Raw genomic sequence first — 13,416 nt, 5'->3', positions numbered from 1 at the left:
TTGCGGATGGATCCATTCAAGCTCTGTATCACTGAATATAACTAAACAAACGGGTTTCGACCAGACCCCGGAACAATCCGATCAGCCTGGACCTCCGTCGGCGCCCATCTCGCCTCGAACCCCCCGAACACCACTCGTTCGGCCCGGCGACCAAGGAGCGGCGAGCGCCGCGAACAGCCCTGGGGCGCCATGCCGCGACAGGGTTAACAGATTCCACCTCACAACAGTGCGCTTGCATCGCTGATCGACACGCCGGTAAGGTCCGGAGGGACGGGAACGGCACGCACAGGCCGGTGATCCGCCACGGCCGCGCAGTGCCTCGGAGGCGATGCGCCCCGGAAACAGCAGTGCCCCGGGCGGCATGCAGGCAGAGGCGACCCGGGGCTTACCCGACCGAGATTACCAGTCGCTTCCAGGGCCGCAAGGCCCCACCGTCCACGCGGGGGGATTCCGTGAACACCGGCGAATGGCCCGTCTGGGCACAGCGCAGCCTCTCAGGACCACGCTTGCAGACCTACGCCACGGCGGCCGGTGGCCAGTCGGCGGCCATCCGGTTGTACTGGTGGAACATCGAGGTGTCGGCTGCCTTCTACGGCCCGCTCCATTGCCTTGAGGTGGCCCTGCGCAATGCCCTGCACGACGCCCTGAAGCGAAAGTTCGGACGCCCCGACTGGTGGTCGATCGCACCGCTGGACGCCGATGGCGCCCGGCTCGTCACGGACGCCCAGGCCAAGTGCGGGCGGCGGATCAGCCACCGGCCGACGACCGCCGACGACGTGGTCGCCGAGCTCTCCTTCGGATTCTGGGTGAAGCTCCTGTCCAAGCGGTATGACCGGACCTTCTGGGTCCCCGCCCTCCACCGGGCCTTCCCGCACGGATCCGGACGCCGGGACGCCCTGCACCGGCAGTTCACCACCATGATGCTATTGCGGAACCGCATCAGCCACCACGAACCCATCCACCACCGGCGTCTGGAAGCCGACCATGCGACTCTCTTCCGCCTCCTGGGCCTCCTGGACGCCGACCTGTCGGCCGAGGCGATGCGGCTGGACAGGGTTCCGACCGTACTGAAGCGACGCCAGGACACCTGTACCGGCCTGCGTCCCCCGCAGTTCTGACCGAAGGCGGTGAGCATCATGACGGAGGGTTCCGCACGGTTCGCCTCCCGTTCGGAGATCGCCAAGCACGCCGGGGTGCGCCGCCCCGCCGTCACCAACTGGGAGAGGCGTCACCCCGACTACCCCGAACCGGTGCTGGTGGAGGGGGCCGAGTTGTTCGCGGTCGATGCGGTGGCTGCCTGGCTGTCGCAGCGTACGATTCCGGCCAATGCGCTCAATCCGGACGAGCGACCCGGAACCACTTACGGTGACCGGTTCCGTCGATCCGCAGGCATCCACGAGAAGACGGAGGCGCCCGACCGCGCGCTGTCACGTCGCCTCGCGACAACACTGCTGGGCCCGCTCGGCGAGCCGTGGCGTCATTCGGGCCGGGAATCCTTCTATCTGGAACTCCTCCTGTCGCTCGTCCTCGTTCGTGGGTGCGCCCCGGCCGCGTGGTCGGCGGCGGTGTACGACCTTCCCGACGGACGGAGCCCGATCCGGAGCCTGTCCCGGATCCGAGCCGATGTGCTCGGCCCCGAGGACGACGGATGGACCGGCGAGGGCGAGGGACCGGTCACCCGTCCCGAACAATGGTCTCTGGGGCGAGCCTGCCGTCTCATCGATGAGGTCACCGGCACGTCCCAGGCCGCCGACCTCTTCGGCCAGTTGCTCCAGTCGGCGACGGAGAGACCCGGAAAGCGCGGGGAACAGCTCGTGACCCCGCCGTCCCTGCGTCAGCTCATGGTCGGGTTGGCCGGCGAACACCCGCGGCCTTCCGTCATCCACGATCCGTTCTGCCGCTCGGGTGAACTGCTCGTGGAGTTCGGCGGCAGCCGGTACGAACGTGGATCAGCCGTGGATCTGGCCGTCGCGGAAACCCCGAAAGAGAGGCACCGCCGGATCGCCGCGATGAACCTGATGCTTCACGGTGTTCCGTTTCGAACCGAGATCGCGCCTTATCTGCCCAGCGATCACGGGCGGACCGGGCGGGCCACGTACGACCTCGTCCTGACCAATCCGCCGTTCAGCATGAAGGCACCCTTCGACGCCCCCTTCGTCCGGGAAGAGTGGCCCTTCGGCACGCCACCGGAGCGCAATGCGGACCTCGGCTGGATCCAGCACGCAGTCCGATCGCTGAACCCCGCCGGCCGGGCGATCGTCGTGATGGCCAACGGTGCGGCCTTCCGTGGGGGCCGAGAGCGCGAGATCCGCACCCGGCTCCTGTCGGCAGGCGCCGTCGAGGGAGTGATCGCCCTCCCTCCCGGCCTCTTCAGCTCGACGAGCATCGGGGTCTGCTTGTGGCTCCTGCGTCACCCGGTCGAGGGTCCCCCGCCGGACGTGCTGTTCGTCGACGCCCGGGAAGCAGGAGAGATGAACACCCGGACGCTGCGTGCGCTGACCCGGACAGACGTGTCAGAGCTGGTCGCCGAGTACCGGGCGTGGCGGCGGAATCCCCAGGACTTCACCGGGACTCACTCCTCCCGCTGGTCGAGCAGCCGGGCCACGTTCGCGGAGATCACCGAGGCGGAGTTCTCGCTCGACCCGGCGAGATACGCACGCCGGTCCGGAACCGCGATCGACGCAGCCGCCGTCACCGACCGGCTGCAGGGGATCCGCGGGGAACTGGCCCACTTGCACGCGCGGGCCTCGGACGTGGACCAACACGTCGCCCGACTACTGGACGGAATGCCATGACGCACCGAACCGAACAGCCGATCCCGGCTGATTGGACGACCGTGGAACTCGGAGAGCTGTGCGAGATCCAGTCCGGACCGGGGCATCTCACGAGCCCCGCAAGGCGCGCGGAGGCCGGCATCCCGTTGCTGCGCCCGATGAACATCGGGTATCGGGGGCAGGTCGTCCACGCCGATCTCGCGTTCCTTCCCCGGGAAGCTGAGTCGACGGTCCGGCAGTACCACTTGCGACCGGGTGACATCGTGTGTGCACGCACGGGGGATCCCGGGCGGGCAGCCCGGATCACCCGTGCAGAGGAAGGCTGGCTGTTCAGCGGCAATCTGCTGCGGCTGCGGCTCCGCGCCCCGGACTGGCAGGGGTACCTGCTGCACTACCTGGGCAGCCCGGCGGCCAGGAACTGGTTCGAACAGGTGAGTACACGCGGCGTGGGGATCCCGAGCGTCACCGTCGCGGCTCTCTCCAAGCTTCCGGTCAACCTGCCCCCGCACGCGGAGGCTGCCGCCATCACGGAGATCCTGGACGGCCTGGCGGAGAAGATTGCGGTGCATGAGGAGATCGCCCGGACCACGGCAGAGCTGCGCGACCTCATCTCCCCGGCACTGTTCACCGGGGCGATACCGCCGCACCGGACCTGAGCGTGACATTGACCGGGTCAGGCCGCCGCGTCGCCGTCCCAGTCGATGCCGATCTCGGCGAGCCAGCGGCGGTCGTCGGCGTCGGGGGTGGGCGGGGACGGCGGGCGGGGGACGTCCTGGACGGGGCCGAGGCCGTACTTCTCGGCGGCGGCGCGGGCGTCGGGCTCGATGACGCCGACGTGGACGGCGGACTCGTCGCCCGGGTCGAGGACGGTCAGTTCGGGATCGGGCAGGCGCCGCAGGGTGACGCGGCGTCCGCAGGCGGGGCAGGACCATTCGTCGGCGCCGGAGGACAGTCGGGCGACGAACTTCATCTCGTGGATCACGCGCATGGGCGGCACCCCCTGTAGGAGGGGATGCCCCGGTTCGTGACGACTATTCCCGGCCACGCCCACTCCGGGCTGCGCGAATGCGCTCCGCCCTCACTCCAGGAAGAGCCCGCGCGCCGTCGCCGACTGCTCGATCGACTCCAACCGGGCCTCGGCGCCCGGGAGTTCATCACACATGGCCTGCAGCAGCACCCGGCCGAGCATCATCGGCGCGCACGCGGTGTCGAAGACCAGCCCGGTGCCGACGGCGGCCGGCAGCATCAGGTCGGACAGCTTGGCAACCGGCGCGAAGGCGCTGTCGGCGACGGTCAGCACCGTCAGCCCGCAGTCCCGGGCCACCGCCAGAGCGTCCATCAGCTCCCGCGGGTAGCGCGGCAGCGCGAAGCAGAGCAGCGCGGTGGCCCCGGCCGCGGTGGCCTGTTCCAGCCGGTCGGCGAGCATGCTGCCGCCCTCGTCCAGCAGCCGGATGTCCGGGTGCACCTTGGCGGCGAAGTACGCGAAGCCGCGCGCCTGCGCCGAGGCGGCCCGCAGGCCGAGCACCGGCAGCGGGCGGGAGGCGGCGAGCAGCCGGGCGGCCCGGATGATCGGCTCCGGGTCGGCGAGGAGTTCGGCGAGGTGGCGCAGGTGGGCGATCTCGGCGAGCACGGCCTGCTGGTGCTCGTTGCGCACCGCGTCGTCCGGGGTCTCCGGCGCGGCCGGCTCTCCCCCGCCGAGCTCGCGCAGCTGCTTGCGCAGCGCCGGGTAACCGTCGTACCCGAGCGCGACCGCGAACCGGGTGACGGACGGCTGGCTGACGCCCGCGAGTTCGGCGACCTCCACGCTGGACAGGAACGGCGCCTCGGTGGCGTGCCGCACCAGCGAGTGCGCGATCCGGCGCTGGGTCGGCGTGAGCCGGTGCCCCTCGAACAGCTGGAGCAGCCGGGCGGAGGGGCCGACGCTGCCGGTCTCGTCGAGGGCGGTCATCAGCGGTACCTCCGGGTACGAGGGGGTCGGACGACGACTGTGCAGCAGCGGGCCCCGCCTGGCAAAGACGTCTCGCACGGCGGAACGCCTGATGAGACGTCCCGAGGATCGGACGGGAATGATCGGCATACGGACGGTCGGCGGGGTGCGGCAGCCCGGCCGGGGGCCGACCCGAGCACGTCCGGTGTCCGGCCGGGCACTTGTGGTGTCCGGCCGAAGCGGGCGCGAGCGCGGGGCGGCCGCCGGGTGACGGCCCGGCGACCGCCCCGCACGGCTCGGGGTAACCCTGATTTCTCCCTGAGCCCGCCCGGATTCCCCCCGCGAACGGATGGACCGGGCACCCCGGCGACGCCACGCTGTACCCCATGGACACTCGCCAGGACGACCTGCGGCGCGACCTCGACGCCACCCTGCAGGCCCGCAAGGAGCTCGGCAAGGAGTACGAGGACGAGCTCGTCGACTCCTTCATGAAGCGTCTCGACTCCCGCCTGGACGCGCGGGTCGAGCACTCCGTGGCCCAGCGGCTGGACGACTACGCCCCGCACCCCCACGACCGCCACCAGCGGCCCCGCCGCCAGGGCTGGGGCAAGCGCTCCGGCAACGGGCTCGCGGTGGTGTCGCTGGCCTTCGGCATCCCGCTGACCGCGATCGCCAGCAACCCCACCAACGGCGGCTTCTTCGGCCTGCTGACCTGCTGGGCGGGCATCGTCGGGGTCAACTTCGCCGCCGCGCTGGGTGAGCGCCGCAACCGCGAGGACCGCCGGCCGCGGAGCGACTGGGACTGAGACCCCGCCAGGGGCCCGGTCCCGGTCACCCCGGGCCGGCGACGGGTCAGGCCAGCGGGCCGGTGACCCGCTCGACCGCGCGCACCAGCTCGCCGGTGGCGACCAGCGCCGCGGCCGCCTCCAGGTCCGGCGAGAGGAAGCGGTCGCGGCCGGCGCCGCCGACCCCCGCCTCCCGGGCGACGGCCAGCGCGGCCGCGGTGGCCGGGGCGATCCGGCCGGCCGAGTCGGCCTGCTGACGGATCTCCAGCGCGCGCGCGGCGGCGGTGAGTTCGACGGCGAGGATCCGGCCGAGGTTCTCGACGGCCTGGCGCAGCTTGCGCGCGGCCGACCAGCCCATCGACACGTGGTCCTCCTGCATCGCGGAGGACGGGATCGAGTCGACCGAGGCCGGGACGGCGAGCCGCTTGTTCTCGCTGACCAGCGCCGCCTGGGTGTACTGGGCGATCATCAGGCCGGAGTCCACGCCCGGGTCGTCGGCCAGGAAGGCCGGCAGGCCGTGCGAGCGGGCCTTGTCGAGCAGCCGGTCGGTGCGGCGCTCGGAGATCGAGCCGAGGTCGGCGGCGGCGATGGCGAGGAAGTCCAGCACGTACGCGACCGGGGCGCCGTGGAAGTTGCCGTTGGACTCGACCCGGCCGTCCGGCAGCACCACCGGGTTGTCCACCGAGGCGGCCAGCTCGCGGGAGGCGACCAGCTGGGCGTGCGCCAGGGTGTCCCGGCCGGCGCCGGCCACCTGCGGGGCGCAGCGGATCGAGTACGCGTCCTGGACCCGCGGCGCGTCGTCCTGGTGGTGGCCGGTGAGGCCTGAGTCCTTGAGGACGGCCAGCATGTTGGCGGCGCTCAGCGCCTGGCCCGGGTGCGGGCGGATCGGGGCGTGCAGCTCGGGGGCGAGCACCTTGTCGGTGCCGAGCAGTGCCTCCAGGGTCATCGCGGCGGTGATGTCGGCGGTGGTGAACAGCCGCTGCAGGTCGGCGATGGCCATCACCAGCATGCCGAGCATGCCGTCGGTGCCGTTGATGAGGGCCAGGCCCTCCTTCTCCAGCAGTTCGACCGGCTCGATCCCGGCGGCGGCGAGCAGCTCGGCGGCGGGCTTCTCCACGCCGTCCGGGCCGGTGGCGGTGCCCTCGCCCATCAGGACCAGCGCGCAGTGCGACAGCGGCGCGAGGTCGCCGGAACAGCCGAGCGAGCCGAACTCGCGGACCACCGGGGTGATGCCCGCGTTGAGCAGGGCGGCCATGGTCTGCGCGACCAGCGGGCGCACGCCGGTGCGGCCGGAGGCCAGCGTCTTCATCCGCAGGAAGACCAGCGCGCGGACCACCTCGCGCTCGACCACCGGGCCCATGCCGGCGGCGTGCGAGCGCACCAGCGACCGCTGCAGCTGGGCACGCAGCTCGGGGCTGATGTGCCGGACGGCGAGCGCGCCGAAGCCGGTCGACACGCCGTAGACGGGACGCGGCTCGGCCGCGAGGGCGTCGATCCGCGCACGGGCGGCCGCCATCTCGGCCTGCGCGTCGGGACCGATCTCGACCCGGGCGTTGCCCCGGGCGACGGCCAGAACGTCCTCGGCGCTGACGTCGGCCTTGCCGACCAGGACCAGCGGAGCGTCGGGGGCCACAGCACTGTGCATATCCATATACACCATCACACCAGGTGAATGAAGATATGACAACAGCTGTTCGCCATCCGGATTCCCCACCGTCCGGATTCCCCACCGTCCGGATTCTCCGTCGTCCGGGTCGGGTCCGCACCCCGCGGCACCCTCCCGCACGCCCCAGCCCCGCTCACACCACCGGCGGGGAGGCCGCGCCCGCGAGGGCGACGGCGACCAGGGCGCGCATGGCGGAGGCGGCCTGGCCGAGCGGGAGGGTGGCGTCGTCGGCGAAGAGCTCGACGAGCCAGCCGCCGGCCGGGTTCTGGCCGCCGGCCGCGACCATGCCGCGGTAGCCGGAGACGACCAGCATGGCCTCCTCCGCCGGGTCGTTGCCGGCGGCGCCGGACCGGAGGGCGAAGGCGCCGCCGCGCACGGCGCGGCGGGTCATCGGGTAGTGGCGCAGGTCGAAGACGGCGTCGGGGGCCTCGATCTGGGCCCGCTGGGTCTCGGCGCGGGTGCTGCTGGGGCCGCTGGTCATCCGGTAGACGGCGTGCTGGGCGGTGCGCATCAGGTGCGAGCCGGGCGGGACGTAGGAGACCCACCAGCCGACGGCGTCGAGCAGCCGGGCGGAGGTCTCGGCGACCACGACCAGCTTGCCCAGGGTGTCGGCGGGGTGAACGGTCCGGGCGGCGGCGGCCTGGTCGAGGGCGGCGAGGACGGCGGTGAGCAGCTGGCCCGGGTCGGCGCTGTGGGCGGCGCCCCGGAACCGCCGCCGGTCGCCCGCGCCGGCCCGTCCGTTCGGCCCGCGCCGCCCGTCGGCCCGGTGGTGCGGATCGGCGGCGTCGGCGAGCAGCACGGTGGGGTCGGGCGAGAAGCCGGGGCCGTGGCTGCGCCCGGCGACCACCGGGTGGGCGGCGCGGGCGGCCTTGGCCCGGTACTGGGCGGCGTCGGCGAGCCGGAAGAGCCGGTCGGGGGTGGTGACGGGCCCGATCGAGTCCCCGGTGGAGGCGACGCCGCAGGCCACGCCCTCGCCCTCGGACAGCGCGAGCGCCCGGGCGCACAGCTCCTCGGCGACGGCGACCACCTCGTCGGCCTTCTGGCCCTCCACGAGCAGGCAGAACTCGTCGCCGCCGAGCCGGGCGGCGAGGCTGCCGGGGAGCTTGGCGGCGGCCAGCGAGAGCTGGTGGGCGAACCGTTCCAGCAGCCGGTCGCCCATCTCGTGGCCGAGCTGGTCGTTGACCCGCTTCAGCCCGTTGACGTCGCAGACGACCAGCGAGACGACGGTGTTGTCCCGGTTGTGGGCTTCGAGCGCGCTCTCCAGCCGGGCGTCGACGGCGCGCCGGTTGGCGAGGCCGGTGAGCGGGTCGGAGAAGGCGAGCTTGCGCAGGTCGGCGAGGCGCTCGGTCTGGGCCAGCCCGGCCGAGACCTGGGCGGCGAGCAGGGTCGCGTAGTCGGCGTCGGCCTCGGTGAACTCGGGCATCCCGACCGACCGGGCGAGGTACAGCTCGCCCCAGGCCTGGCCGTGCAGCACGATCGGCGCGACCACGCAGCAGGCCCGCCCGCGCCGGCGCAGCGCCGCGGCGCGCTCCTGGCAGTACGCGCCGGCGGTCGGGTGCACGTGACCGGTGTGCGGTTCGCTGTTCTCCGCGCTCTGCAGCCAGGCGCGCGGCAGCCGCCCGGTGGTCCAGCGCTCCTCCAGGTACGTGACGATCTCGGGGAAGTCGGCGACGGGGTAGGACTCGTCCTCGGGCAGTTCCTCCTCACCGGGGGCGAGGTCGCCGTGGTTGACCAGGACCCGCAGCCGGCCGGATTCGCGGTCCCAGACCGAGACGGCGGTCATGGTGGCACCGAGGGCCTCGGTGGCCCGGGCGGCGGCGGCCCGGACGGCCTCCAGCGGAGTCTGCGCGCCGGCCATGTCCTGGGCGAGCTCGACCACGGACTGCAGTCTCAGGTCGGGCAGCGGGTCGCGGTGCGGCGAGCCACCGCCGTCGCAGCCGCGGTCCGTCATGATCGCCTCACTGCTCACCGGCTCGCCTCGCTCCCTGTGCTCGGTCCTGCCAGACCCCCTTCGCCCGGTCGCACCCGACCGGCCGCCTGCACCAAGACTATGGCGATTTCATTCGGTTATGCCCCGTTTGCCCGGATGGACCCCCGCCAGGCCGTACGGGTTTCAACCGTTCGGCACCCGGCGTCCGCCGACGGAGCCGCCGACCGCTCCCGGCCCGGCCGCGCCCGCGGCCGCGCTACTCGGCCGTCAGCCGCCGGGTGAGCAGCCACGGCTCGACCAGCCCGAGCCCCCGCACCGGCCGGCGCCACATCGGCTGCAGGTGGAACCGGGCACCGGCGTCCGGCCCCGGCATCGGCAGCCCGGAGGCGGGCATCCCGGCGGCGGCCGACAGGGCCTCGGCCAGCCCCGGCCCCTCCGAGTCGGCCGGGGCCACGCTGCCGTTCTGCTCCAGCGCGGCGGCGAACTCGCCGTCGATCAGCACCGCGTCCTTGGGCGCGATCGAGGTGAGCCGGCTGGCCAGGTTCACGGTGGTGCCGAAGACGTCGCCCATCCGCGAGGTGACCGTGCCGAAGGCCATGCCGACCCGCAGCGGCGGGATGGCGTCGTCCCCGGTGAGCGCGTCGATCAGGCTGAGCGCGATCTCGGCGGCCGTCGCCGGGTCCTCGGAGACGTAGAGGATCTCGTCGCCGAGGGTCTTGATCACCCGGCCGCCCTGCCCGGCGATCAGGTCGGAGCAGGTGTTCTCGAAGGTCTCGACGAGTTCGCCGAGCTCCTCCTCCTCCAGCCGCCGGGACAGCCGGGTGAAGCCGACCAGGTCGGCGAAGCCGACGGCGAGCCGACCGCTGGTGATCTCGTGGTCCTCGGCGGCCTGCACCACCCGGCCGGTGACGGCGGCCAGCTGGCGGCGCCAGACGTACACCAGGAACTGCTCCAGCTCCGGCAGCAGCAGCTCGACCAGCGGGTAGGCGACATCGGCCCGGGTCAGCCCGGGCTCGACGGACTGGGTGAGGTTCTCCAGGAAGGTGTCCATCTGCCAGCCGGCCAGCCGGGCCGTGGTCTGGCCGGTGGAGCGGGCGACCTGGATCGCCATCGACTCGCTCAGCAGCCCGGACTCGACCAGGCCGGCCAGCCGCCGCAGCGCGATCACGTCCCCGTCGGTGAGCGCCCGGGACTGGCCGATGTCGGGGAAGCCCATGGCCCGCCAGAACCGGGTGGCCAGCTCCATCGGCACGTCGGCGGCGCGCGCGGCCTGGTACGGCGTGTAACGGCGCGGCGCGTCCAGGATCAGGCGTTCCAGTTCGAGCGCGACCGTGGGGTCGGTGCTGCCCGCCGTCGTGCCGCTGCTGCCGTCCTCTGCCACCGGTCCGTCCCCGTGCGGTCGCCGCACTCGCCTCGTGTCCTACCTGTCCGGGCCCGCCGTCCGCCACCCGGGCGGACAGTGGCGCGCCTCACACCGCTGCCAGGTGGAATGTTCGCACGGAATCGCCGGATCCGGGGCATCCGCCCGGGTCAAGGAGAGGTGAAGACCGCCGTTCAGCGGGGTCCGGGGCGCACGTGGACGACGTCGCCCGCGCCGACCGCCCGGCGTGCGCCGTCGGGCGTACGGACCACCAGCCGTCCGTCGCCGTCCACCGCCACCGCCTCGCCGACCAGCTCGGCGTCGCCGGGCAGGTGGACCTTCACCTGGCGGCCCAGCGTGCTGCAGCGGTCCACGTAGGCGCGCAGCAGGTCGCTGGCGTGCGGGTCGCCGGCGGCGGCCGTCCACTCGCGGTACAGCCCGGCGAGTTCGCGCAGCAGGGCCCGCAGCAGGGTGCCCCGGTCGGTGGTGGCGGCGCCGGCCAGCGCGAGCGAGGCGGCGGTGGGGACGGGCAGCTCCTCGGCGCGCAGCGAGACGTTGAGGCCGAGGCCGACGACCACCGCGCCGCCGGACAGCTCGGTGAGGATGCCGCCGATCTTTCGCTCCGCGCCGTCGATCTCCACCTGCAGGTCGTTGGGCCACTTCAGCCCGACCTCGACCTCGGCGACCCGGTCGAGCGTGCTCGCCGCGGCCACCCCGACCAGGATCGGCAGCCAGCCGTAGCGCTCGACCGGCACCTCCTCGGGGCGCAGCAGGAGGGACAGGAACAGCCCGGAGCGGGCCGGGGCGGTCCAGCGGCGGTCCAGCCGCCCGCGCGCGGCGCTCTGCGCCTCGGCCACCAGCACCGCGCCCTGGGCGGCGCCGGCCCTGGCCCGGGCGGCGAGGTCGCTGTTGGTGGAGCCGGTCTCGGTGACGACGTCCAGGGAGGTCCAGAGCCCGCCCGGGACGAGCAGGTCGTGGCGCAGCGCCTCCTGGTCCAGCGGCGGACGGTCCAGGTCCGTCCAGGGCGACGGTCCGGTGCGGCCGAAACCGCGCAGTCCGCTGCGGCGGGGGGTGTCGGACGCGCTCATGCGACCCTCTCGGTGACTCGCTCGCTCATGGGGGAACCCTAGAGCGCGGGCGCGGCCGAGGGGCGTAGGCCGCCCCATCGTCCCGCAGAACCCGCCGAACCCGCACCGATAAAACTGTGTCGATGGCCATAACGCCAGGACGTGCCGGATCGCCCTCCGCGCTGGCTACGCTACCCAGCGGTAGTTCGTAGCGCCGCCCTGCCCTCTTGTGCGGGCCCCCACCACCCGGCCCGCGCGCACTCGAACAGGTCGCGGCCATGGATCAGGGAGAGCCACCGGATGACCGAGGCGCCGTACGACCCCCACACGACCGCGGGCAAGCTCGCCGACCTGCGACGCAGGCTGGACGAGGCCGTGCACTCCGGTTCGTCCAAGGCTGTGGAGAAGCAGCACGCCAAGGGCAAGCTGACCGCCCGCGAACGGGTCGTCGAACTGCTGGACGAGGATTCCTTCGTGGAGTTCGACGAGTTCGCCCGGCACCGCTCGACCAACTTCGGCCAGGAGAAGAACCGCCCGTACGGCGACGGCGTGGTGACCGGCTACGGCACCGTCGACGGCCGTCAGGTCGCGGTCTTCGCCCAGGACTTCACCGTCTTCGGCGGCTCCCTCGGCGAGGTCTTCGGCGAGAAGATCGTCAAGGTGATGGACTTCGCGCTGAAGACCGGCTGCCCGGTCATCGGCATCAACGACTCCGGCGGCGCCCGGATCCAGGAGGGCGTGGTCTCGCTCGGCCTGTACGGCGAGATCTTCCGCCGCAACGTGCACGCCTCGGGCGTCATCCCGCAGATCTCGCTGATCATGGGCCCCTGCGCGGGCGGCGCGGTGTACTCGCCGGCGATCACCGACTTCGTGGTGATGGCCGACCGGACCTCGCACATGTTCATCACCGGCCCGGACGTGATCAAGACCGTCACCGGCGAGGACGTCGGCATGGAGGAGCTGGGCGGCGCGCGCACCCACAACACCAAGTCCGGCAACGCGCACTACCTGGCCTCGGACGAGAAGGAGGCGGTCGAGTACGTCAAGAGCCTGCTCTCGTACCTGCCCTCCAACAACCTGAGCGACCCGCCGTCCTACCCGGAGCAGGCCGACCTCTCGGTCACCGACGAGGACCTCGAACTCGACACGATCGTGCCGGACTCGGCGAACCAGCCGTACGACATGCGCAAGGTGATCGAGCACGTCGTCGACGACGGCGAGTTCCTGGAGACCCAGCCGCTCTACGCCGGCAACATCATCACCGGCTTCGGCCGGGTCGAGGGCCAGTCGGTCGGCATCGTCGGCAACCAGCCGATGGACCTGGCCGGCTGCCTGGACATCAACGCCAGCGAGAAGGCCGCCCGCTTCATCCGCACCTGCGACTCGTTCAACATCCCGGTGCTGACCTTCGTGGACGTGCCCGGCTTCCTGCCCGGTACCGAGCAGGAGTGGGACGGCATCATCCGCCGCGGCGCCAAGCTGATCTACGCCTACGCCGAGGCCACCGTCCCGCTGATCACCGTGATCACCCGCAAGGCCTTCGGCGGCGCGTACGACGTCATGGGCTCCAAGCACCTGGGCGCCGACCTCAACCTGGCCTGGCCGACCGCCCAGATCGCCGTGATGGGCGCGCAGGGCGCGGTCAACATCCTGCACCGCCGGGAGATCGCCGAGGCCGAGGCGGCCGGCACCGCCGAGGAGAAGCGGGCCGAGCTGATCGCCTCGTACGAGGACACCCTGCTGAACCCGTACCTGGCGGCCGAGCGCGGCTACGTCGACGCGGTCATCGCGCCGAGCGAGACCCGCCGGCACATCGTCCGGGGCCTGCGGGCGCTGCGCGGCAAGCGCGAGGTGCTGCCGCCGAAGAAGCACGGCAACATCCCCCTGTAGGCCCCATCCCTGTCGGG

Annotated in this window: 10 protein-coding genes and 1 pseudogene; 5 read left to right on the top strand and 6 right to left on the bottom strand. The window is 72.6% G+C overall.

Translation table 11 applies throughout. From position 1 onward, the window contains the following. The first annotated feature begins 452 nt into the window (after positions 1–452). The 3 genes from AB0Q99_RS11355 to AB0Q99_RS11345 are packed head-to-tail and all read left to right on the top strand — an operon-like array spanning position 453 to position 3,430. Complete coding sequence (locus AB0Q99_RS11355; protein ID WP_363570395.1) at positions 453–1,118, top strand: hypothetical protein; 666 nt, start codon at positions 453–455, stop codon at positions 1,116–1,118. 18 nt (positions 1,119–1,136) lie between these two features. Beyond that, a complete protein-coding gene (locus AB0Q99_RS11350) occupies positions 1,137–2,795 on the top strand; it encodes an N-6 DNA methylase (RefSeq protein WP_363570456.1) in 1,659 nt (552 codons plus the stop codon). After that, positions 2,792–3,430, top strand: a complete 639-nt coding sequence (locus AB0Q99_RS11345) for a restriction endonuclease subunit S (protein ID WP_363570393.1) — start codon at positions 2,792–2,794, stop codon at positions 3,428–3,430. Before AB0Q99_RS11350 ends, AB0Q99_RS11345 begins: the two co-directional genes overlap by 4 nt. A gap of 17 nt (positions 3,431–3,447) precedes the next feature. On the opposite strand, the gene AB0Q99_RS11340 is transcribed toward AB0Q99_RS11345, so the two are convergent. After that, entirely contained in the window at positions 3,448–3,762 is a 315-nt protein-coding gene (locus AB0Q99_RS11340; protein WP_363570391.1) for a hypothetical protein, read from the bottom strand. Positions 3,763–3,852: 90 nt separating this feature from the next. Next, positions 3,853–4,722 carry a MurR/RpiR family transcriptional regulator gene (locus tag AB0Q99_RS11335; protein WP_363570389.1) on the bottom strand — a complete coding sequence of 290 codons (870 nt, stop codon included), beginning with the start codon at positions 4,720–4,722 and terminating at the stop codon, positions 3,853–3,855. A gap of 365 nt (positions 4,723–5,087) precedes the next feature. On the opposite strand from AB0Q99_RS11335, the gene AB0Q99_RS11330 reads away from it, so the two are divergent. Continuing rightward, positions 5,088–5,507 carry a hypothetical protein gene (locus AB0Q99_RS11330; RefSeq protein ID WP_363570387.1) on the top strand — a complete coding sequence of 140 codons (420 nt, stop codon included), beginning with the start codon at positions 5,088–5,090 and terminating at the stop codon, positions 5,505–5,507. Between the two features lie 46 nt (positions 5,508–5,553). Here AB0Q99_RS11330 and hutH read toward each other — a convergent pair whose 3' ends face one another. From hutH to AB0Q99_RS11310, 4 genes and pseudogenes are all read right to left on the bottom strand, one after another. Further along, on the bottom strand, positions 5,554–7,131 hold the full coding sequence (gene hutH, locus AB0Q99_RS11325; protein WP_363570385.1) for a histidine ammonia-lyase: 1,578 nt from the start codon (positions 7,129–7,131) through the stop codon (positions 5,554–5,556). A gap of 853 nt (positions 7,132–7,984) precedes the next feature. Continuing rightward, a pseudogene (locus AB0Q99_RS11320) lies at positions 7,985–9,010 on the bottom strand (sensor domain-containing diguanylate cyclase); the annotation flags it as partial. A gap of 328 nt (positions 9,011–9,338) precedes the next feature. After that, entirely contained in the window at positions 9,339–10,463 is a 1,125-nt protein-coding gene (locus tag AB0Q99_RS11315) for an adenylate/guanylate cyclase domain-containing protein (protein ID WP_363570383.1), read from the bottom strand. Between the two features lie 173 nt (positions 10,464–10,636). Next, on the bottom strand, positions 10,637–11,530 hold the full coding sequence (locus AB0Q99_RS11310) for a biotin--[acetyl-CoA-carboxylase] ligase (RefSeq protein ID WP_363570381.1): 894 nt from the start codon (positions 11,528–11,530) through the stop codon (positions 10,637–10,639). 279 nt (positions 11,531–11,809) lie between these two features. Here AB0Q99_RS11310 and AB0Q99_RS11305 point away from each other — a divergent pair, with 279 nt between their 5' ends. Further along, positions 11,810–13,399, top strand: coding sequence for an acyl-CoA carboxylase subunit beta (locus AB0Q99_RS11305; RefSeq protein WP_363570379.1), 1,590 nt, complete (start codon positions 11,810–11,812; stop codon positions 13,397–13,399). The last annotated feature ends 17 nt before the right edge of the window (positions 13,400–13,416 follow it).

Source organism: Kitasatospora sp. NPDC086791, from assembly GCF_040685975.1.
GTDB lineage: Bacteria > Actinomycetota > Actinomycetes > Streptomycetales > Streptomycetaceae > Kitasatospora.
The sequence above is the reverse complement of the archived record's forward strand: the minus strand, read 5'-3'. Positions and strand labels throughout refer to the sequence as shown.